This is a genomic window from Aurantimonas sp. A3-2-R12, assembly GCF_036016755.1.
GTDB classification, from domain to species: domain Bacteria; phylum Pseudomonadota; class Alphaproteobacteria; order Rhizobiales; family Rhizobiaceae; genus Aurantimonas; species Aurantimonas coralicida_A.
In genome coordinates this window covers 21,361-41,976 of sequence record NZ_JAYXIH010000005.1, presented here as the reverse complement: position 1 = coordinate 41,976, position 20,616 = coordinate 21,361, and the positions used below count along the sequence as shown (strand labels likewise).

The following is a 20,616-nucleotide window of genomic DNA, read 5'->3' as shown; positions in this document are numbered from 1 at the left end:
GTTAGCCAGCACAGCGGCGATTGTCACGTGAATTTTGCGACTGTGTCATTTTTTGATCGCGCCGCCGTCACGGCGATGCCGTCGTCAGCCCGATTTGTCGCCGATGCGCGGATGGCGTGTTGCCGTCTTTCCAATCAAGGATCAAGCGTTTAAGACGCGACCGTGCGGCCATGGCGCCGCGACACACCGATTTCACCGGAAACCTCATGCGCCTGTCGCGATATTTTCTGCCCATTCTCAAGGAAACCCCGAAGGAAGCGGAAATCGTTTCCCATCGGTTGATGCTGCGCGCCGGCATGATCCGCCAGCAGGCGGCTGGCCTCTACACCTTCCTGCCGCTCGGCAAGAAGGTGCTCGACAAGGTCTGCAGGATCATCCGCGAGGAGCAGGATCGCTCCGGGGCTATCGAGCTGTTGATGCCGACGATCCAGCCGGCCGATCTGTGGCGCGAGAGCGGCCGCTATGACGACTACGGCAAGGAGATGTTGCGGATTGAGGATCGCCACGAGCGCGATCTTTTGTTCGGGCCGACCAATGAGGAGATGGTGACCGACATTTTCCGGTCCTACGTCCGCTCCTACAAGGACCTGCCGCTCAATCTCTACCATATCCAGTGGAAGTTCCGGGACGAGGTGCGGCCCCGCTTCGGCGTCATGCGTTCCCGGGAATTCCTGATGAAGGACGCCTATTCCTTCGACATCGACTTCGAACGTGCCAAGACTGCCTACGACCGGATGTTTGTCTCCTATCTGCGGACCTTCCAGCGCTGCGGGCTGAAGGCGATCCCGATGCGGGCCGATACCGGACCGATCGGCGGCGATCTCAGCCACGAGTTTATCATTTTGGCTTCGACCGGCGAGAGCGAGGTGTTCTGTCACCGCGACTATCTCGATCTCGACGTGCCGGGCGAGGGCGTCGATTTCGATGACGCAGCTGGTCTTGCCGACATCGTCAAGTCCTGGACCACGCCATACGCGGCGACGGACGAGATGCATGACACCGCCGCCTGGGACACGCTGCCGGAGGACCAGAAGATCGCGGCGCGCGGTATCGAGGTCGGCCACATCTTCCATTTCGGGACGAAATATTCCGAGCCGATGAAGGCGGTCGTCACCGGCCCCGACGGCAAGGACGTGCCGGTCCACATGGGCTCCTACGGCATCGGGCCGAGCCGTCTCTTGGCGGCGATCATCGAGGCCTCGCACGACGAGAACGGCATCATCTGGCCGAAGTCCGTCGCGCCTTTCGATGTCGGTCTCATCAACATGAAGCCGGGCGATGCCGCCTGCGACGCTGCCTGCGATGACCTCTATCGCCAGCTCCAGACCGCTGGCCTCGACGTCCTTTATGACGATCAGGACACGCGCGCCGGAGCCAAATTCGCCACCATGGACCTGATCGGCCTGCCGCTGCAGGTGATCGTCGGTCCGCGCGGCGCCAAGGCGGGGGAGGCGGAAGTCAAGGTGAGGGCGACCGGCGAGCGCGATACGATGCCGCTCTCCGCCGTGGTCGAGCGGGTACTGGCGTGAGCGATATCCCTTTCGCAGCCCGTGCGACGCCTGAGGGCCGCACCTCGACCCGGCCGTTCTCGCGCTTCGAATGGATGCTGGCCGGCCGCTATCTGAGATCGCGGCGCCGCGACGCCGGGGTGTCGGTGATCGCCGGTTTCTCGTTTGTCGGGATCATGCTCGGCGTGGCCGCGCTGATCATCGTGATGTCGGTGATGAACGGGTTTCGCGGCGAGCTGTTGACCCGCATTCTCGGCGTCAACGGTCATGTGATCATGTTTCCAATCGACCAGCCGCTCCGCGACTACGACGAGGTCACCAAGCGTATCGCAGCCGTGCCGGGCGTCGATTTTGCCATGCCTTTGGTGCAAGGGCAGGTCCTGGCATCGGGCGCCGGAACATCGAACACCGGCGCGCTGGTCAAGGGCGTGCGCGGCGCCGATCTCGACGAACTCGCCCCCGTCTCGGAGAACATCCGGCAGGGCACGCTTGCCGAATTCGACACCGGCGACGGAGTGGCAATCGGCATCCGGTTGGCCGAGGCGCTCGGGTTGCGGCTGAACGACAACATTACCTTGATCTCGCCTGAGGGCGACGTGACGCCGCTTGGCACGACCCCCCGCGTCAAGGCGTATCCGGTCACCGCGATCTTCGAGATCGGGCTGTCTGAGTATGACGCGGCCTATGTTTACATGCCCCTGTCGGAGGCGCAGCTGTTCTTCAACCAGGATGACCAGGTGCAGTCGATCGAGATGTTCGTCGACGATCCTGACGCCGTCCGCGCGCTACAGCCGAAGGTGGAGGCGGCGGCCGACCGCCCGAACTACACCGTCACCTGGCAGGATCAGAACGCCTCGTTCTTCTCGGCGCTGGAAGTCGAGCGGAATGTCATGTTCATCATTCTCACGCTGATCATTCTGGTAGCTGCCCTCAACATCATCTCCGGCCTGTTCATGCTGGTGAAGGACAAGGGGCGGGATATCGCGATCCTGAGAACCATGGGGGCGACCAGGGGCGCCGTGATGCGCGTGTTCCTGATCACCGGCGCCTCGATCGGTCTCGCCGGCACGTTCGCCGGGCTGGTCTTGGGCGTACTGTTCGGTCTCAATATCGAGAACATCAGGCAGTTCTTTTCGTGGCTGTCCGGGACGGTGTTGTTCAATCCCGAATTCTATTTCCTTAGCCGGCTTCCCGCCGAGATCGACGCGACCGAGGTGGTGCTGGTCGTCGCGATGGCGGTCGGCCTGTCGTTTCTGGCAACGATCCTGCCGTCCTGGCAGGCGTCGCGGCTCGATCCGGTCGAAGCGTTGCGGTACGAATGATGGCTGAGACCTTTGCGCTGCGGCTCGATCAGGTCGAGCGGCACTACAAACAGGGCGATGACCGCCTGACCATTCTCGACGCGGCCGATGTCGGCATCAGCGCCGGCGAGATGGTGGCGCTGGTGGCGCCGTCCGGGGCGGGAAAGTCGACGCTTCTTCACATCGCCGGCCTGCTGGAACGGCCGGACGGCGGCGAAGTATTCATCGACGGGCAGGCTTGCGGCAATCTCGGCGACGACCGGCGAACCGAGATGCGCCGTCGCTCGATCGGTTTCGTCTACCAGTTCCACCATCTGTTGCCGGAGTTCTCGGCGCTCGAGAACGTCATGCTGCCCCAGATGATTCTCGGTCAGCGTCGTCCGGACGCTGTCGCGCGAGCACGGGAGCTACTCGACTACATGCGCATCGGCAAGCGGGCCGACCATCGCCCGGCCGAACTGTCGGGTGGTGAACAGCAGCGCGTCGCGATCGCCCGGGCGGTGGCCAACGCGCCGCATGTCCTGCTCGCCGACGAGCCGACGGGAAATCTCGATCCGACGACGGCGGGCTACGTGTTCGACGCGCTGACGGCGCTGGTGCGCCAGTCCGGCGTGGCGGCCCTGATCGCGACCCACAATCATGAGCTTGCCGCACGTATGGATCGTGCGGTCACCATCGAGGCCGGGAAGGTCGTTCCGCTGCAGATGGGTTGATGCCGCTCGCGCGGCTGCTGCCATCGTCTGCGGCGCCCTTGCTCCCATCGACCCCGGTGAGGAGGTGTTCGGCGAGCGGGCCGAACTGTTCGATGGAAGAGGCCAGCGCTTCCTTCCGCGAACGGGTAACAACCCGGCCGTCCGAGGCTTGGGATATGATCTAGTCTCGATTTCTCGGCCTCGCGATCGAAGGCGCAAACTTGGCGCAAGGTTGGAGCCGGTTTCAGTCACGGTCGCCCGAGTTTGGACACGATGCGATGCGATCGAACGTCCTCGTTGAGGATGCGCACTGCTCCGCGAGTCGATGAATTTGCAGTGCAACATTTTCAAGCCGATGACGTCGACGTGAACATTTCAGTATGGACTGATTCCAGCGAATCCAGTACCCGGATGCCGATGACAAACCTGAAACACCCCTTGCAAGCGATAGGCCGGCTGTTGGCCGCAGCGCTTTTCTGCGTGGCGGTGCTTTCGTCTCAATTGGCGCACGCGTCGCCCCACACGGGTGACCGCGCATTTGCAGCTTCGATCGTCGATCCATCAGTTACTGAAGTTGCCGAGGATCATGTCGCTTCGGCCGCGAACGATGCTGCCCGCGACGCCAAGCCCTTGCCCAAGGCGACGGGCGACAAACACAACGATCACTGCCCGCCGGCTTCAATGCCGGACCTGTTGGCGGAATATCATCTGGACTGGCCCTCCAAGTGGGGTCTCGGTTGGCACGTGGTCGAATTGGTGGGAAGCCAGGTTCCGACTGGCAAAAGACCCCCGCGAGCCTGACCTGACGGCGCCGCCGCGCGCCCTATGATGTTCGCATGCCGTCTCCGATGGACCGGACATCGTCACAGATGAGTCCTCCTCACGCCTAGAGCGTCAGGTGTTCTCGCTTCTCCACGTTTGGGAACTTCATCGTATCGACCGGCCCGTGAACGGCCGGCGAGCGGGAAAGTTCGCCCGTTAGGTCCTTTCAATGATCCGCTTCATGATTGTCGGCTTGCCCGGCCTGCTTCTGGCTGGCTGCGCGACAAGCGAACCCATGGGTTTGCCGCAAGTTCTTACCTCTCCGTCCGCGGACGACCCGTCCGCTGCGTCCGGCGGCACCAATTACCGGTCGGTCATTGGTGGATATTCAAGGCGTAGTCCCGCCGAGCCAACCGGATGGCGGCGGACCGGCGTCGCGATGGCCCCGGTCGGCGCTGAAACTGCCACCGAAGATGAGGCGCCGAAATGATGCGTGTGTTTCGCAAGGCCGCGATGGCGGTTGTCCCCCTTTTCGTCTCCGGCTGCGTCGCGATCACCGAAGACTTTGATCCGAAGCTCGGCTTTGCGATCGTGCAGGATCAGACCGCGGCAACCCTCGGCAAGGAAACTGCCTGGGTTCAGAATCGGGCCGAGGCGGCCGCCGTCAACAAGCGTGTCAGCCAGCTTTTGGCGAACAAGACCGTCGGGGTCGAAACGGCGGTGCAAGTTGCGTTGCTGAACAACAAGAGCCTGCAGGCCGCCTATGCCGACATCGGCATGTCGGTTGCCGATCTCTGGCAGGAGAGCCTGCCGGTCAATCCCAATCTGGCGGTGAGCTATGCCGGCATCGGCGCGCTGCGAACCGTCGAGGGGCTGATCGCGGCCAACGTCATCCGGCTGATGACGCGCGAGCGGCGACTGGACGTCTCCGAGGTGCGTGTGCTTCAGGCGCGGTTGCGGGCTGTCGAGGCGACGCTCGCGCTGGCCGCGCAGACGCGGGCCGCATGGATCGAGGCGGTCGGCGCCTGGGAGACCGTGGCCTACATGAACCGGGCGAAGGTCGCGGCCGATGCGGCTGCCGAGCTTGCTACCGAACTCGGGAAGACGGGGGCCTTTCCGAAGATCGATCAGGCTCGTGAGCAGGTGTTCTACGCGGAATTGACTGGCCAGACCGCAGAGGCGCGACTGGCCGCGCAGCTCGCCAAGGAGCGGCTGATCCGGCTGATGGGGGTCTGGGGAGGGAACCTGTCCTTTGAGGTGCCGAACGCGCTGCCGAGCCTGCCACGCAATATCCAGACCCGCAACGCCATCGAGGCGGAGGCGTTGCGCGATCGCGTGGACCTGCAGGTGGCGCGGCTCGAACTGGATGCGCTGGCGCGTTCCTACGGCCTGACGAAGGCCACGCGCTACGTCTCCGATCTCGAATTGGCCGCCGGGCTCGAGCTTGAAGAGGAAGCCGAAGAGGGCGAGGACGGCAGCAAGAAAAGCACCAACCAGCTCTCTGGTATCCTTGAGGTCGGCCTGGAAATTCCGATCTTCGATAGCGGTCAGGCGCGGCTTCGCAAGGCTGAATTCGCGTATCTGCGGGCTGCGAACGTCTTGGCGGCAAAGGCCGTCGACATCCGCTCGGAAGCGCGCTCCGCCTACAAAGCGTACCGCTCCCGATACGATATCGCCAGGCACTATCGCTCGAACGTCGTACCGCTGCGCACGACGATCGAGAAGGAAGCGATCCTCACCTATAGCGGCATGATCTCGAACACGTTCGACCTTCTGGCCGACACCCGGGCCAAGCTCACCTCGATCATCCTCTCCGTCAACGCCAAGCGCGCCTTCTATCTCGCCGATGCCGGGCTGGCCTCCGCCGTCTATGGCGGCGGCGAGATCGAATCGGGTGGTGGTCTCGAGATGGCGGCCGGCGACGGCGATGGCGACGGCGATTGAACGGAAGGAACCAGACAGATGTTTTCCAGAAGACAATTCATTGGTGCGGGCGCCGCGCTCGCCGGGACTGCGATGTGGTCGAAGACTTCGGCCATGGGCTTGCCGGAAGCTCCGATCATGGAAGAGGCGGCAACGCAGCCGCCGCTGATGCCAACGGCGGGGCCGGACTACAATCCTGTGGTGACCCTAAACGGCTGGTCGCTTCCGTTCCGCATGAACAATGGGATCAAGGAGTTCCATCTTGTGGCCGAGCCCGTCGAGCGGGAGATGGCCGATGGCATGACCGCCTATCTGTGGGGCTACAACGGTCAGTCGCCCGGCCCGACGATCGAATGCGTCGAGGGTGATCGAATCCGCATCTTCGTCTCGAACAAGCTTCCCGAGCATACGACCGTCCACTGGCACGGGTTGATCCTTCCCAACGGCATGGATGGCGTGGCCGGGTTGACGCAGCCGCCGATCCCGTCGGGCAAGACGTTCGTCTACGAGTTCGACGCTTTGAAGAGCGGCACCTTCATGTATCACCCGCATGGCGACGAGATGGTGCAGATGGCGATGGGGATGATGGGCTCCTTCGTCATCCACCCGAAGGACCCGTCCTTCATGCCGGTGGACCGCGACTTCGTCTTCCTGCTGTCATCCTACGACATCGATCCGGGCTCCTATCTTCCGAAGGTCATGGAAATGACCGACTTCAACATGTGGACGATCAACAGCCGAATTTTTCCGGACGTGGCTCCGCTCATCGTGGCCAAGGACGACCGGGTGCGCGTGCGGGTCGGCAATCTGACCATGACCAACCATCCGATCCACATGCACGGGTATGATTTCGAGGTCACCTGCACGGATGGCGGTTGGGTGCGTCCGGAGGCACGCTGGCCGGAGGTCACCATTGATATCCCGGTGGGGGCGATGCGGGCCTACGAATTCGACGCGGTCCATCCGGGCGATTGGGCCCTGCACTGCCACAAGTCGCATCACACGATGAACGCGATGGGGCACGATGTCCCGACCTTCATCGGAGCCAACAAGACCAACGTCGCCCGCAAGATCCGCACGGTCCAGCCGGACTACATGCCGATGGGAACGAAGGGCATGGCGGATATGGCGGAAATGTCGATGCCGATCCCGGACAACACCATTCCGATGATGGCCGGCTGGGGACAGTTCGGCTCACTCGAAATGGGTGGCATGTTCACCGTGGTGAAGGTGCGGGAGGGGATCGAGGCCGGCGACTACGAAGATCCCGGCGACTATGAAAATCCCCCTGGAACGGTGGCCTACGAATGGACCGGATCGCTGCCCGACGCGACAGCGGCTCCCGCGTCCAGTGCGCAGGGCAGCGCGCTGCCATCGAAACCCAAGCGGCAGACGATGCCCAGTGGGGGAACGCATTCCGGCATGTAGCAAGGCTGGGAAAGCAAGGGACGCAAACACAAAACGAAACGAGGATAATTTATGCAGAAACGACTGTTCATCGCGACGGCATTCGCAGCCGCGCTCGTCGCCACATCGGCGTCGGCCGGCGGTAAGCATGGCGGCGGTCATGAGGACGAAGTGGCGATCGGCAAAGCCGGCAAGGCGGCGACCGCCGATCGGACCATCGAGATCACGATGCTGGAGACCGAGGACGGCGACATGCTGTTCGAACCTTCCAAGATCGAGGTCAAGAAGGGCGAAACCATCCGCTTCGTCATCGCCAATGACGGCGTGCTGGAGCACGAGTTCGTCATGGATACTTCGGAAGGGGTCCATGAGCACAAGCTGCTCATGGAGAAGTTCCCGGAGATGGAACATGCCGATCCCAACGCTATCCGTCTGCCCGCGGAGGAAGCCGGCGAAATCGTTTGGACTTTCACCAAGGCCGGCGACTTCCAATTCGCGTGTCTGATCCCCGGACACTACGACATGGGCATGCATGGCCCATTGACCGTCGCGTCGCGTTGAACGCGACACATCTCTCACCCTCACAATCAGGAAAAATCACATGACCAAGCTCATCAAAATCGCCGCGCTCTCGTTCCTTTCGCTCGCTCTGGCCAGTCCAGCCCTCGCGGTCGAATACACCAAGGGCCAGATCACCAAGATCGACGCCAAGCAGCAGAAGCTGACGATCAAGCACGGCGCGTTGAAGAACCTCGACATGCCGGCAATGACCATGGTCTTCAAGGTTTCTGACGAAAAGATGCTGACCAAAGCGAAGGAAGGCAAGAACATCGAGTTCGTCGCCGACCGCGTTAAAGGCAAGCTTACCGTCGTCGAGATGAAGTAGGGCTCGACACTCACGGCTCGGGGCGAATGGAGTTCGCCCCGAGCCGGTTCGCGACGACTATGCTGGTTGCGAATCGACTGAGAGAGCCGTCGATAAAGAAATATAATAATATTTATCTTTCTTTTTTAATATAACATCGTATTATTATTGTCATCATAATGACAAAATTCAGTGCTTTATATATATTGGCAGGAAGAATAAAATATTGCTACAGTATTTAATCAGATAAATCCCGCCATCGCATTCTTCCGACGAGAAGCGCTCGGGGACAACGTCCGCTGATTGGATCGATTGCGATCTTCGATCGGTGGACAGATCTCCCTCTACTGCAAACCGAGACGCGAGGCAGGCGTGAGAGCGCGTGTTCTTGCCGTCGTGCGCGCCGTCAACGTTGACTGCGACATCAAGGAATCAAAATGCCGAGGCAATCACCCCAATGGTAGCAATCGACTCGGGCCGCAGCGACATCGACGGAATGATCTTGGAGGTCGAGCGGCGTAACGAGCTGAGGACCGTCATCTGGCGCTTCCTCGCCCTTCTCGTCTTCGCCATCTCGGTGGCTCTCGAGCCGGACGTTATCAACCATCAGGCGCATATCGCGCTGTTGATCGCGTACGCCGCGACGTCGGTTCTGGCCGTGGCTCTCGTGGTGTCCGGGTTGTTCCGCTCGTGGCTGAATTGGCCCTACATCTGCATCGACGCCGCCTTGGTCGTTTATCTCGCGGCCGAGCACATGTTTATTCCCGGCTCGTCCTTCGTGGAAGCGCTGGCCACGCCCAGTCTGGCGATCGCATTTGTCCTTCTTTCCCATGCCAGCATGCGGATGCGCGCCGGTCCGGTGGCGGTTTTCGCTGCCCTCGTGACTCTGGGATCCGCCGCCGTCGCGGCGCTGTCCCTGTTCGACGACCCGTTCCAGATCGGGATGTCATCAGAGGAACTACAAGCGGCGAGCGTACGCCTTCTCGCCTTCGCGGCTGTCGCGGCCATCCAGGTCATGTTGGTGGTCGACATCAGGCGGCTCGTGCGCTTTGCTGTGTCGACGTCAAGTGAGCGCGCCAATCTTTCCCGGTTTTTCTCTCCGACGACGGCGGTGTTACTGGCATCGGGTGGGGCACATGTCGGACTTCAGCGAAACGAGGCGGCCGTCGTCTTTATCGACATCCGCGGCTTCACGGGGTTGTCGGAGCAAATGGCGCTGGAAGATGTCGCGTCGCTGCTGTCGGAATACCGTCAACGGGTGGTGGAAACGGTTTCGGAATGGGACGGACGGGTGGACAAGTTCATGGGCGACGGCGTCATGGCGGTGTTCGGCTTTCCCCACCCCGATGCCACGGACGCCGTGCGTGCGTTCGACTGTGCGTGCGACCTGATCCATCGCCTGGAGACATGGAGCGACATGAGGACCAATGACGGCAAGATCCCGCTCCAGTTCGGCGTCGGGATCCACCACGGTCATGTCATTGGTGGGGTTGTCCTCGGCGGCCGGCACAGCGAGTACACGGTACTCGGGGATGCGGTGAACCTTGCACATCGCCTGCAGGAAATGTCGAAGACGCTTGGGGCCAAGATCGTCATTTCGCGGGAGATCCTGCGGCGATTGCCGTCAGGACGGCTCGGATTGAGCTGGCGATGGAGTCAAAACGTTCAGGTGCCTGGCCGAATGGAAGCCGCAGATGTTTTTTATCTTCCGATTGAACAGATGCTGAGCTGATCGCCGCAAGGTGATCTCCGCCGTAGCGGACCCTCTGGCGGAATGACGTAGCCCAAAATCATCAGGGCAGCAGTTCGGTCCCGATGAGCGGCGCCAGGATGACGTTCACCAACAGACCGAGCAAGACGATGGCAATGGGCCCGGTGACCATGGCGACACCGGACCATGCCCCGAGCGTTGCCGGCTGCTGCGACGATTTGGCGAAGACCATCGGCGCGATGAAGCGCAGGTAATAGAACAGCGAGGCTACCGTGTTGGCCACAGCGGCCACCGCCAGCCACCCGTATCCGCCATCGATCGTCGCGAGGAACAGTTCGAGCTTGCCGACGAAGCCGATCAGCGGCGGGATGCCGACCAGGGATAAGAGCCCGATAACGATGGCGGTCGCTTCCAGTGGCCTGCTGCTGGCGAGGCCGGAGAAATCGGCGCGGTCGGTGCGGCCACGCAGATGCGTGATCGCGGCGAAGGTCGCGAGGTTGGCGGTGCTGTAGCCTAGAAGGAATATGATCAGGGCCGGCATCGCGGCGGGACTGAGCCCGACTACGGTGATCGCCATCAGCGCGTAGCCCGATTGCGAGACCGACGACCAGCCGAGCATCCGGCGCAGATCGTCCTGCCAGAGGGCAGCCAGGTTTCCGAGCGTCATGGTGATCAGCGCCAAGGCCGCTACCAAAGGCCGGACGGCGGCCGCGTCGATGGGAAACAGTGAGACAAGGCGGGCCAGCACGATCGCGGCTCCAATCTTCGGCACGACCGTGAGGAAGGCGGCGGATGGGGCCGGGGCGCCTTCGGCGACATCGGGCATCCAGGCGTGAGCAGGCGCGGCGCCGAGCTTGTAGCTCAGGCCGACGAGGACGAGGACAGTTCCCAGCAGCAGGACTGGCGACGATTCACCGGAGGCCAGCGTGGCTCTCATCCCTGTGAACCCCGTATCACCCAGCATACCGACCATCATGATGGCGCCGAGCATCAAGCTGGTATTGGCCAGCGCGCCGATCAGAAAGAACTTCATGCCGGCCTCGACCGACAGGGCCCAGTCGCGATGATAGGCGGCCAGAACATAGCCGGTAGCCGAGGAGAGCAGGGCGCCGATGACGAGCTGGAGGATATCGGCGGCGCCGGCCATCGCCATCGCGCCGAGCGCCGAGAACAGGAGGATGGCGTAGTATTCGCCATGCCGACGGTCCCGGTCGAACCAATCGGGCGACATGACGACGACGAAGGCCGTCGCGCCGAGGATGAGCAATCGCCCCCAAATGCTGGCCGCATCGAGCGCCCAGCTTCCCGAGGAGGTCAGCCGCTCCGAGCCGATCTGAAGCCCGCAAAGGAAGGCGGCAACGCCCAGCCCACAGAGGGCGAGAGGTGCGCCGATCCACTGCAGCCGTTGCGGGGCGAAAGACGCGAACAAAAGAATGGCGACCGCCGTCACGATGACGGCGATCTCCGGGAGAATATCTCCAAGCGGCATCATGTCAGCCTTCGGTCCCCTGGAGAGGCAGGAAAGCCGACCCGGTTTCGATCATGGCAAGGAGCCAGCCGGGATAGATGCCGATCAGCACGACCAGGGCAAGAAGGAGGGCGAGAAATCCGACTTCAGTCCTGTTGAGATCGGCGAAGCCCTGACGCTGATCCGCAAGCTCACCGAAGAAGATCTGCTGCAGCATCGACAGGAACAACGCGGCGGTGATGAGGATGCCGATCAGGCCGATCGCGGCGAGCCAAGGATAGACGGCGAAGGTGCCGGCGAAAATCTGAAACTCTGCCACGAAGCCGGCCAGCGCGGGCAAGCCAAAACTGGCGAAGGCGGCCAAGAAAAATCCGATCATCAGTTTCGGCGCAACGCGGGCAAGCCCGCCATAGGCCGAAAGCTCGTAGGTTCCGGTTCGCTGCCAGAAGGAGCCGGCCATGAGAAACAGCGCGCCGGTGATGAGGCCGTGCGCGACCATCTCGGTTATCGCGCCGTTGAGCGCCAGGCTTCGCGCCGCGTCGCCGCCAATCGCCGCGCCGGCCGCGGCGATGCCGAGGACCGTGTAGCCCATGTGATTGACCGAGGTGTAGGCGATCCGCCGCTTCAGATTGGTTTGGCCAAGCGCGACGATCGCACCCCACAGGATCGAGACGACGGCGACGATCGCCAAGGGAAAAGCATAAGCGGCAAAGGTTTCGCGCATCATCGAGAACGGAATCCGCACGATCCCGTAGGTGCCCATCTTGAGCAGAACGCCAGCCAGGATCGCCGAGGCCGGCCCCGGCGCTTCGACATGGGCGAGCGGTAGCCATGTGTGAAACGGCACGAGCGGCGTCTTGATCGCGAAGCCGACAAGAAATCCCAGGAGCACGAGGCTCGATCGAATATCCACTCCTTGCAGGGGCTGAGCGGCGATCAATTCGCGCATGTCGAAGGTCAGCGTATCGTTCGCCAGCACGAGACCGAGGATCGCCAGCAGGATCGCCAGCGATCCGGCGAGCGTATAGATGAAGAATTTGAGCGCCGCGTATTCCGCGTCCCCATGGCCCCAGCGACCGATCAGAAAGTACATGCCGACCAGGCTGAGATCGAAGAAGACGTAGAAGACGAGCAGATCGAGGGTCAGGAACAGACCGAGCGAGACCCCCTGCAGGAACAGGAACCAGGCATAGTACTGTCGCGCACGCCCTTTGTAATCGGCCGGCCACGCAAGGGCGCAGAGAAACAGCAGCCCGCTCATCAGGGAGATGGCGAGCGCCATGCCGTCGACGCCCACCCGCCAGGCGACGCCGAGCGTCGGAATCCATTGCAACTCGCCGACGGCCTGAAACGCTGGCGCGTCCGCGCCCGTGTCGAAGCCCATCCAGACGATGACCAGCATCAGCAGCGACAGACCCGACGCCGCCATCGCTATCAGGCGCGCCATCGTTTCGTTCCAGGCCGGTCGCACGGCCAGGGCAAGGGATGCGAAAAGCGGGAGCAGGATAGCGAGTGTCAGCATGGGTCAGGAGACAATCAGGAGGAACAGGAAGGCGAGGATCGCGCCGCCGGTGGCCAAGGCATAATAATGGTGGGACATGCCTGTCTGCAGGCGCCGGGCATCGCGCCCGCTTTGCCCGACGATCAGGGCGGTGCCCTCGGCGAGGCCGTCGATCAGCCATTCGCCCGTGCGGTCGCTCGCCGAGGCGAGCCATGTGACAGCGCTGGCGCTGGCGGTGACTCCGCGGTCGAGGACGCGATCGTCCTTCCGACCGCCAAGCCGCGCGGCGCGAGCGCCACTATTGGCGATCAGCCGGACGCCGGCATCGATCACCCGATCGTCCACCGCCGCGGCCGCCACTGCCAAGCGTGTTACGGGACGGGTGACGGTCCGCTCGATCAGGTCCGGCAGGCCGAGCCAGTCGGCCGTCTCCGCGGATCGTTCCTCAACCCCAATCTTCGGAAAACGGCGGACCAGAAACACACCGACGAGAAGCCCGGCCGCGACGGCCGCAGTCGATAGGATAAAGGTCGCGAGGCTTGCCTCAAGGAGCTCGATTTCGAGCACCCGGCCGATTGCTTCGCGCACCGACGGCACCCAGACGAGGGATGTTGCCAGCGTCAGCAGGGCGAGCGCCACGATGGCGCCTGTTTCGACCCGGCCGGGCTTGGCTTTGGGAGAATCCTGCTCCTGGCGTTCGACAAGCCCGAACGCTGACAGTTGAAACCGGGTCGCGTAGGCCGCACTGAGCCCGCCTGCCAGGATCACGCCCGCCGCAATCCAGACACTCCCATGCTCCGCAGCCGTGACGATAGCTTCCTTGGTCCAGGCACCGCCAAGGGGCGGCAGGCCGGCCAGAGAGAGGGCGCCGATGGCGGTCATGGTCGCGACGAGGGGCAACGCCCGGCCAAACCCCATGAGATGCTGGCCATAGCTCCCCGCCCGTTCCCCCGCGATTCCGGCGGCCAGAAACAAGAGCGCCTTGAAGGCGGCGTGGGCAACGAGATGCAGGAAGGCGATGCCGGGATATCCGGACCCCACGGCGACGAACATCAGGCCATAGTGAGCCGACGTCGACGCGGCGAGCAGCTTCTTGGCGTGGTTTTGGAGGGTTGCCACCAGCCCGCCCGACAGAGCCGTCGCCAGTCCGATCGCAACAATCGTTTCAGGGACGCCCGGCACCGTCGCCAGGAATGGTTCAAGGCGGATGAGGATATAGGCGCCAGCGGCGACCATCGTTGCCGCGTGGAGGAGCGCGGAGACGGACGTTGGTCCCGCCATGGCGCGAAACAGCCAAGGGGAAAACGGGACCTGGCCGGATTTCGAAGCCGCCGAAAGCAAGAGGCCGAACGCGACGATGGCGGCGAGCGGGCCTGAGATGTTGCTCAGACCGTCGTAGGAGAACGAGCCCGTCGCGGCGTAGGCGGCCATGGCCGCCGCAAACAATCCGAGATCGCCGAAGCGTGTCATCAGGAAGGCGTAGAGGCCGGACGCGGCATTATCGGCATGACGCCAATCATGGGCAATGAGAAGATAGGAGCAGGCACCGACCAGCTCCCAGCCAATCAGAAGAGTCAGCAGATCGTCGGCGATCACCAGAAGCTCCATTCCGGCAACGAACAAGAGCAGGATCGCGACGAGCCGCCCGAGACCGGTCTCGTCTTCGTGGAAGGCGGCATAGGCCAGGATCGGCAGCGCGATCACGGGCACAAGCATCGCCATGGCGCCGGCGATTGGTGTCAGCACCGCGGTCAGGCGGAGGGGTCCCGACCAGACGATCGTTCCGGTCCAACCGCCCGCGGCGGCCAGCAACGCCAGAAGAAGAGTGAGCCCGAGACCGACCATCGCAACGACCATCAGCAGGCGACGGCTGGGGGCACCGGCGAGCTGGGATGTCAGCGGCACGGCGGCCGCGGCGACAATGGGCAGGAGGGCGACCAGGAACAGCATCAGTGCTTCATCGTCCCCAGGCTTTCGGTCGTGTCGGCCTGTCGTTTTCGATAGACGGCGGTGACGAGCGCGAATCCGACCGCCATGTCGACGGCCATCACGGCCATGACGATGATCGCCAGAAGTTGCCCCTCCGGTGCTCCGCCGAGGCTGAACGACCAGAAGCCGATCACCGCGAGGAGGCCACCATTGAGCATCAGTTCCAGTCCCATCATCAGCATGACAAAGGACTGTTGGGACAGAGCGCCATATAGGCCGATGCCGATCAGGGCGCTGGCGACGATCAGGACGCTCACGAGACTCACGAGGGTGCCTCCGTTTTCGAGGTCATCGATCGGTCCCCGGCCGACCAATCGCTGCGCAGCGACGGCCGCCGCCCGCTTTCGCCGCCATCGGCGTCGTGACCGTCAGCCTCCGGATGTCCCTCCGCGTGTTCCGCGTCCTCATGTCCATCATGGGAACCGTGCATGTGATGATGGCCGTGACCGCTTGCCTTTTCGACCCGACGGCCGGCCGGCTCGCCGCCCACCTCTAGCCCTGGGGGGCGGGAGCCCTCGTCCGAGCGACCGAAACGCCCGGTTCGCGCCGACAGAACGACGGCGCCCACCATTGCGGCGAGAAGTGTGACGCCTGCTGTCTCGAAGATGAGCATCGACGGGCCGAGCATCTCCAGGCCAAGGTCGCGGATGACCTGCCGGCCCGGATCGACAGGGTCGGTCGGGAAATCCGTCGCGAGGATGGCTGCGCTCAGCCCCACAAAGGCGACGACGCCGGCGCCGATCGCAAAGCGGTTCTGGTGAACCATCATCATGGGATTGAGTCCGGCCGGGTTCATCATGAACATCACCATGAAGAGGGCCATCACCATCATCTCCACCGCCATCATGAAGATGGTCGCGATGCCGATATAGGGTGCCGCCAGCATCAGGATGATCAGGCCAACGGCCGTGAAGGACAACAGCAGAAGAAACGAGGCGCGCACCATGGAATCGGTCGCGAACACGCGCCAGCCGGAGACGATCGCGACCGCGGAGAGCGCCAGGAAGGCAAGATCGATCAGCCCCATAGCAGCAGCTCCACACCGACGGCGACGAGCATGAGAAACGACAGCGGCAACAGCGCCAGCCAGATCAGGTTCATCATCCGGTCCGGCGGTAGCCGGGCGAAGAGTTCGCCGGCGCCGACGAGGACGACGAGGACGAGACCTGTCTTCAGGACCAGCCATACGAAGCCGGGCAGGATAGGGCCGAGATACCCGCCGAGGAAGACCGTCGCCGCCATCGCGGAAACCGAGACGAGCATGGCGAGCCGCGCCAGCCACCATGTCAAACGGGTCGTCCCGGAGATCTCGGCCGTCGTTCCACCGGCCAGATCGTAGGGATCGGCATAGTCGAAGGGGCCGCGAAGACTGAGCGAAAGACCGAGCATCAGAAAAAGGACGAACCCGGCGGGCTGGCGCACGATGTTCCAGACGCTCCGCTGCGCTTCGACGATGTCCGTGACGGCGAGAGACTGGGCCGGAAGCGCGGCCGCGATCAGCACGAACATGGACAGGAGCATGGCAGGAAGCCCGATCGCGACGTAGCGATAGGCGCCGATCAAGGGAAGCGGCGAGTTCGCAGACCAGCCGTGCAGGAACACCGCGACGACGGTCAGCGATTCGCACGCGCCCCACAGGACGATGCCGGCATCGAGATCCGCGGCGACGACGCCCGGCGCGAAGGGAACGACGCTCAGACCGATGGCGGCCAGCGTGAAATACAGGATGGGAGCGAGAATCCAGTTGACCCTGTCGGGATGTTCCGTCCCGCCGGTCTGCGCCATGGCCAAAGATGCGGCCACCGCAATCGGGCCAACGACGCTTGCTTTCAAGGATCGGCCGGCGACGAGGGCAGGGACTGTCCGGTCGAGCACGGCGGCTACGACGATGCCGGTCAAAAGAGCCAGAGGCAGAACGAGGGTCGCGAGCACTTGAGTCATGCGCCCGGCGCTCTGTGAGCGTGTGCGCCATGCGGGTTTCCAGCCCCATGCCCCTCATGATTCATCCGGTTTTCGTCCTTCCGGTCCTGATCGTCCGCCTCGGCTTCGACAGGCGCCAGGGAGATCAGCGTTTCGGTATCGAAGCTGTTGGCGATGAGAATGGCCTCGCTCCACTCACGCCCGCGCAGCAGGTCGACGAGACGAGCAGATTTGAGGGGAGAGGTTGTCGCGGAATCATCGAACGTCCCGGGCTGGCTTTCGTCCAGCGCGGCCAGCCATCGCTCGACCCGCATCCGTACGTCGGCACCCTCGACTACGCCGATACCGGGAGGGATCGCGGCAAGCGCACCGGACCAGCGAAGCAGTTGTCGGATTCTGTTCAGCTCTATGGCTTTGCCGACGCTCAAGGATCGAGCGGCCTCGAGACAGCGGATTGCGTGTGCCTCGAGGCCGAGGACCGGCAGGAAATGCGCAAGAGCCCGTAAGGCATGGACCGTCCCGTCGGCGGATTTTGCCTGGGGAAAGGGCGGTCGCAAAAGCTCTGCGGTCTGAATGACGTCGCCCTGTAATGTCACCGACAGCTTCAGGCCCGGCGGGAGCATCGGCAGGAACGGGCCGAACGGCGCAGTATAGGCGTCGAGCGCCAATCCGTCGCGCAGATCATCGTCGGTCATCGCCATCGGCCGGCCATAAGGCGTGCCGCCCATCATCCCTTCGCCGCCCTGGCCGTAATCTCCCTTGCCGCGCCAGGGATTGGGCGGCTCGTCTGGCAGGATGTCCGGTTCGCTATCCCGTGTCCCGTCGATCAGCGCGCGGTGGATCGCCTCGAGAGCCGCGACGGGGTCGTCCTCGTCCGAAGTCGCCGGTTCAGCGAAGTCCGGCCCGGGATTCGACTTCCACCAGAGCGTCGCGCGAGGATGTAGCATCTGATCATGCAGGCGGCGGAGATCGTCCTGATCGGCCTCCCGTACCGGCCCCGCGACAAGCAGAATTCGGGCATGGCAGACGCTGTTTGTTCGAGTGATCCGGCTGTCGAGAAAAAGGTCGTCAGCCGCGGCGCGCATCCCGGCGCCGACAGCCGCGAAAACAGGGACGGGTGCCGCGCCCGCGAGGCGGCGAAGCAAGGCTATTGCCACCGGAAGATGCCCTCCCGCCACCCATAGACGATCCCGACGGAGAGGATGGCGAGGAACATCCCCATTTCTATCATCGCCTTGCCGCCCTCTTCGACGAAGACGACGGCCCAAGGATACATGAACATCATCTCCATCTCGAAGGCGACGAAGAGCAGCGTCATTGGGTAGTAGCGGACATGGTAGCGCTGCCAGGCATGGGTGTCCGGCGTCCCGCCGCCAAGAAACGGCGTCTTCTGGGGTTCGGTCAGGGAGGCGGCAAAACCGGAGGGCGCGAACCGGACCACAGCGGCGATCGATGCCGCGAAAAATGCAATGACAAGGGCGCCAGCCAAGCCTTCCAAAGCCATGTCCTTTTCGTGTCGGTCGCCTCTCTTGACCTGTGCAGTTCTCGGCGATCGTCAACCCGATCAGCAAAACCTTTCAGCCAGATCCAAGTCCTTGATCAGCGTTCCTCGTCGAGATGAACGGAGGGGCTTTCCACCGCGCTCGACTGTTCGGCGAGGGGAAACACGCCGATCGTCAGCGCCGCCAAGGCGGCCATGAGCACGACCCCAATGATGAATGCTTTCATGGTCCGCGCTCTCCCGGAGCGGCCTCGGCGGAGGAGGGCTCCTGCGCCCTGACCTCGCCCGTCATCTGGCGATACCAGATGCTGTGATGCTCCTTGGCCCAGTTGCGGTCCACCCATCCTGACCACATCGCCGCGAACGCCCCCTCCATCCCGATCGTGCCGATATAGATATGCCCGAAGATGAGCCCGATCATCAAAAGAGCGATGATCGCGTGCGAAAGCTGCGCCGTCTGCATCCCGCCATATCCGAACAGCAGAAACGGATACATGAGCAGGAGGCCCGACGCGAGCAGCGCGAAGCCGCCGAGGGTCACGCCCCAGAAGACGATCTTCTGACCGGCGTTGAACTTGCGGGCCGGTGGGTTCTTGCCGTCATCGCGAAGCATGCCGCCGCCGCGCTTGAGCCACTCCCAGTCTAGCCGTGTCGGAATGTTATGGAACAGCCAAAACACCACCATCATCGTCACGCCGATGACGAAAGGAACCGCGGATGCCATGTGGAGCCAGGCGCTGCCCCAGGCGAGATCGCCCAAAGCCGCTTCGCCGATCAGCGGCAGCAACAGCGGCTTGCCATAGAGGATTACGAGACCGGTCAGCGCCATGACAACGAAGGCGGATGATGTCATCCAGTGATTGGCGCGCTCGGTCGCCGAGAAACGCTTGATCGTGGTGCCGGCTTTTCCTTCGGCTATCCTGACCCGGCCCCGAACGAAGAGAAACAGGCCGAGCGTGGCAAGTACGCCGAAGATGACCCAGCTGCCGCCGTACCGCACCTGATCGTTGTGCAGGCTGCGCCAGGTGCGCCCGCCGGGCTGCTCGAACGATGCCGCGTTGCGATAGGGCAGGGAGGATATGCCTTGGATGCGCCTCGCCTCGGGCAGGATCGGCGCTTCCTTTTCTCCGATCGTCAGCCATGAGGAGGTCAGTTGCCGAGGTGCGGCCACGCCTTCGCGGAACACGAGATTGGCACGTCCTCCACCGTCCGTGTCCACACTCACGCCGCGGGTCTGGCCAGCTTCAACGCGGTCGTCGAGCAACTTTGAGCGCGCGCTCAACGCCTCGTCGGCAACAACGGGGCTCGCCTCGCCCCTGCCAGACGCCGCCGCCACCGACACCTCGGGCTGCACGACGCTTTCGCCCGTAAAGCTGAGAACGACCACCACACCGAGGAGGAGGCCGGCGAGCAGCGCAACGATACCGCCGGCTATCCGTGCTGCTGACATGTCCTGTTCTCCTTCTCGCGATCAGGCCGCATCGCTGGCGTGGTAGGCGGTCGTCCAGCCCCATGCTCCCGAGCCATAGCCGCGGTGTTCGGTCCGTTCCCGGTAGATGTCGGAGATGACGTCGCCGTCGCCGGCGAGCAGCGCGCGGGTCGAGCAGACCTCGGCGCAAAGCGGCAGCTTGCCTTCGGCGATCCGGTTGCGACCGTATTTTTCGAACTCGGCCTGGGAGCCGGTCTCCTCGGGACCACCGGCGCAATAGGTACATTTGTCCATCTTGCCGCGGGAGCCGAAATTGGTATCGCGCGGATATTGCGGCGCTCCGAACGGGCAGGCGTAGAAGCAGTAGCCGCAGCCGATGCAGGTGTCCTTGTCGTGCAGGACGATGCCGATGTCGTTCTGATAGAGCGTGGAGACCGGACAGACCGCGATGCAGGGCGCGTCGGTGCAGTGCATGCAGGAGATCGCGATCGACTTCTCGCCGGGATTGCCGTCATTGATCGTGACGACCCGTCGGCGCACCATTCCCCACGGCACCTCGTTCTCGTTCTTGCACGCGGTCGCGCAGGCATTGCATTCGATGCAGCGGTCCGAGTCACACAGAAATTTCATCCGAGCCAT

Annotated in this window: 20 protein-coding genes; 9 read left to right on the top strand and 11 right to left on the bottom strand. The window is 63.2% G+C overall.

Going from position 1 to position 20,616, the window contains the following annotated elements; genetic code table 11:
* Positions 1-206 precede the first annotated feature (206 nt).
* The 9 genes from proS to VSX60_RS04055 all read left to right on the top strand — a co-directional run bounded on the left by proS (position 207) and on the right by VSX60_RS04055 (position 10,190).
* Positions 207-1,529: a proline--tRNA ligase gene (proS, locus tag VSX60_RS04095; RefSeq protein WP_327622881.1), complete on the top strand. Its 1,323-nt coding sequence runs from the start codon at positions 207-209 to the stop codon at positions 1,527-1,529.
* 74 nt (positions 1,530-1,603) lie between these two features.
* Entirely contained in the window at positions 1,604-2,830 is a 1,227-nt protein-coding gene (locus tag VSX60_RS04090) for a lipoprotein-releasing ABC transporter permease subunit (protein WP_327622980.1), read from the top strand.
* Positions 2,830-3,522 (top strand): ABC transporter ATP-binding protein, encoded by a 693-nt coding sequence (locus VSX60_RS04085; RefSeq protein WP_327622880.1) that lies wholly within the window; start codon positions 2,830-2,832, stop codon positions 3,520-3,522. The genes VSX60_RS04090 and VSX60_RS04085 overlap by 1 nt, the downstream gene beginning before the upstream one ends.
* 315 nt (positions 3,523-3,837) lie before the next feature.
* Positions 3,838-4,302, top strand: coding sequence for a hypothetical protein (locus VSX60_RS04080; RefSeq protein ID WP_327622879.1), 465 nt, complete (start codon positions 3,838-3,840; stop codon positions 4,300-4,302).
* A gap of 447 nt (positions 4,303-4,749) precedes the next feature.
* Positions 4,750-6,207, top strand: a complete 1,458-nt coding sequence (locus tag VSX60_RS04075; protein ID WP_327622878.1) for a TolC family protein — start codon at positions 4,750-4,752, stop codon at positions 6,205-6,207.
* Between the two features lie 18 nt (positions 6,208-6,225).
* On the top strand, positions 6,226-7,614 hold the full coding sequence (locus VSX60_RS04070) for a multicopper oxidase family protein (protein WP_327622877.1): 1,389 nt from the start codon (positions 6,226-6,228) through the stop codon (positions 7,612-7,614).
* Positions 7,615-7,665: 51 nt separating this feature from the next.
* Positions 7,666-8,154, top strand: coding sequence for a cupredoxin domain-containing protein (locus tag VSX60_RS04065; protein WP_327622876.1), 489 nt, complete (start codon positions 7,666-7,668; stop codon positions 8,152-8,154).
* 40 nt (positions 8,155-8,194) lie between these two features.
* Positions 8,195-8,479 (top strand): copper-binding protein, encoded by a 285-nt coding sequence (locus tag VSX60_RS04060; RefSeq protein WP_327622875.1) that lies wholly within the window; start codon positions 8,195-8,197, stop codon positions 8,477-8,479.
* 481 nt (positions 8,480-8,960) lie between these two features.
* Positions 8,961-10,190: an adenylate/guanylate cyclase domain-containing protein gene (locus VSX60_RS04055; RefSeq protein WP_327622874.1), complete on the top strand. Its 1,230-nt coding sequence runs from the start codon at positions 8,961-8,963 to the stop codon at positions 10,188-10,190.
* Between the two features lie 61 nt (positions 10,191-10,251).
* Here the strand turns inward: VSX60_RS04055 and VSX60_RS04050 are convergent, their stop codons facing one another.
* The 11 genes from VSX60_RS04050 to fdh3B form a co-directional block, all read right to left on the bottom strand.
* Positions 10,252-11,661 carry an NADH-quinone oxidoreductase subunit N gene (locus VSX60_RS04050; RefSeq protein WP_327622873.1) on the bottom strand — a complete coding sequence of 470 codons (1,410 nt, stop codon included), beginning with the start codon at positions 11,659-11,661 and terminating at the stop codon, positions 10,252-10,254.
* A 1-nt stretch (position 11,662) separates the two neighbouring features.
* Entirely contained in the window at positions 11,663-13,159 is a 1,497-nt protein-coding gene (locus VSX60_RS04045; protein WP_327622872.1) for a complex I subunit 4 family protein, read from the bottom strand.
* Positions 13,160-13,162: 3 nt separating this feature from the next.
* On the bottom strand, positions 13,163-15,088 hold the full coding sequence (locus VSX60_RS04040; protein WP_327622871.1) for an NADH-quinone oxidoreductase subunit 5 family protein: 1,926 nt from the start codon (positions 15,086-15,088) through the stop codon (positions 13,163-13,165).
* Positions 15,088-15,393: an NADH-quinone oxidoreductase subunit NuoK gene (nuoK, locus tag VSX60_RS04035; RefSeq protein WP_187389396.1), complete on the bottom strand. Its 306-nt coding sequence runs from the start codon at positions 15,391-15,393 to the stop codon at positions 15,088-15,090. Before nuoK ends, VSX60_RS04040 begins: the two co-directional genes overlap by 1 nt.
* Positions 15,390-16,154: an NADH-quinone oxidoreductase subunit J family protein gene (locus tag VSX60_RS04030; protein ID WP_327622870.1), complete on the bottom strand. Its 765-nt coding sequence runs from the start codon at positions 16,152-16,154 to the stop codon at positions 15,390-15,392. The genes nuoK and VSX60_RS04030 overlap by 4 nt, the downstream gene beginning before the upstream one ends.
* Positions 16,145-17,068, bottom strand: a complete 924-nt coding sequence (locus VSX60_RS04025; protein WP_327622869.1) for an NADH-quinone oxidoreductase subunit H — start codon at positions 17,066-17,068, stop codon at positions 16,145-16,147. The genes VSX60_RS04030 and VSX60_RS04025 overlap by 10 nt, the downstream gene beginning before the upstream one ends.
* A complete protein-coding gene (locus VSX60_RS04020) occupies positions 17,065-18,204 on the bottom strand; it encodes a hypothetical protein (RefSeq protein ID WP_327622868.1) in 1,140 nt (379 codons plus the stop codon). The genes VSX60_RS04025 and VSX60_RS04020 overlap by 4 nt, the downstream gene beginning before the upstream one ends.
* Positions 18,195-18,551 carry an NADH-quinone oxidoreductase subunit A gene (locus tag VSX60_RS04015; protein WP_327622867.1) on the bottom strand — a complete coding sequence of 119 codons (357 nt, stop codon included), beginning with the start codon at positions 18,549-18,551 and terminating at the stop codon, positions 18,195-18,197. The genes VSX60_RS04020 and VSX60_RS04015 overlap by 10 nt, the downstream gene beginning before the upstream one ends.
* A gap of 95 nt (positions 18,552-18,646) precedes the next feature.
* A complete protein-coding gene (locus VSX60_RS04010) occupies positions 18,647-18,775 on the bottom strand; it encodes a hypothetical protein (protein WP_327622866.1) in 129 nt (42 codons plus the stop codon).
* Positions 18,772-19,998 (bottom strand): formate dehydrogenase subunit gamma, encoded by a 1,227-nt coding sequence (locus tag VSX60_RS04005; protein WP_327622865.1) that lies wholly within the window; start codon positions 19,996-19,998, stop codon positions 18,772-18,774. The genes VSX60_RS04010 and VSX60_RS04005 overlap by 4 nt, the downstream gene beginning before the upstream one ends.
* Before the next feature lie 21 nt (positions 19,999-20,019).
* Positions 20,020-20,616 carry a formate dehydrogenase FDH3 subunit beta gene (gene fdh3B, locus VSX60_RS04000; protein WP_327622864.1) on the bottom strand — a complete coding sequence of 199 codons (597 nt, stop codon included), beginning with the start codon at positions 20,614-20,616 and terminating at the stop codon, positions 20,020-20,022.

Excerpts from the sequence above, each read along its gene's own strand:
- proS (WP_327622881.1), top strand. The coding sequence starts at position 207 with ATGCGCCTGTCGCGATATTTTCTGCCCATTCTCAAGGAAACCCCGAAG.
- VSX60_RS04090 (WP_327622980.1), top strand. The coding sequence starts at position 1,604 with ATGCTGGCCGGCCGCTATCTGAGATCGCGGCGCCGCGACGCCGGGGTG.
- VSX60_RS04085 (WP_327622880.1), top strand. The coding sequence starts at position 2,830 with ATGGCTGAGACCTTTGCGCTGCGGCTCGATCAGGTCGAGCGGCACTAC.
- VSX60_RS04075 (WP_327622878.1), top strand. The coding sequence starts at position 4,750 with ATGATGCGTGTGTTTCGCAAGGCCGCGATGGCGGTTGTCCCCCTTTTC.
- VSX60_RS04070 (WP_327622877.1), top strand. The coding sequence starts at position 6,226 with ATGTTTTCCAGAAGACAATTCATTGGTGCGGGCGCCGCGCTCGCCGGG.
- VSX60_RS04065 (WP_327622876.1), top strand. The coding sequence starts at position 7,666 with ATGCAGAAACGACTGTTCATCGCGACGGCATTCGCAGCCGCGCTCGTC.
- VSX60_RS04060 (WP_327622875.1), top strand. The coding sequence starts at position 8,195 with ATGACCAAGCTCATCAAAATCGCCGCGCTCTCGTTCCTTTCGCTCGCT.
- VSX60_RS04050 (WP_327622873.1), bottom strand. The coding sequence starts at position 11,661 with ATGATGCCGCTTGGAGATATTCTCCCGGAGATCGCCGTCATCGTGACG.
- VSX60_RS04045 (WP_327622872.1), bottom strand. The coding sequence starts at position 13,159 with ATGCTGACACTCGCTATCCTGCTCCCGCTTTTCGCATCCCTTGCCCTG.
- VSX60_RS04040 (WP_327622871.1), bottom strand. The coding sequence starts at position 15,088 with ATGCTGTTCCTGGTCGCCCTCCTGCCCATTGTCGCCGCGGCCGCCGTG.
- VSX60_RS04030 (WP_327622870.1), bottom strand. The coding sequence starts at position 16,154 with ATGGGGCTGATCGATCTTGCCTTCCTGGCGCTCTCCGCGGTCGCGATC.
- VSX60_RS04025 (WP_327622869.1), bottom strand. The coding sequence starts at position 17,068 with ATGACTCAAGTGCTCGCGACCCTCGTTCTGCCTCTGGCTCTTTTGACC.
- VSX60_RS04015 (WP_327622867.1), bottom strand. The coding sequence starts at position 18,551 with ATGGCTTTGGAAGGCTTGGCTGGCGCCCTTGTCATTGCATTTTTCGCG.
- VSX60_RS04010 (WP_327622866.1), bottom strand. The coding sequence starts at position 18,775 with ATGAAAGCATTCATCATTGGGGTCGTGCTCATGGCCGCCTTGGCGGCG.
- VSX60_RS04005 (WP_327622865.1), bottom strand. The coding sequence starts at position 19,998 with ATGTCAGCAGCACGGATAGCCGGCGGTATCGTTGCGCTGCTCGCCGGC.
- fdh3B (WP_327622864.1), bottom strand. The coding sequence starts at position 20,616 with ATGGCTCGGATGAAATTTCTGTGTGACTCGGACCGCTGCATCGAATGC.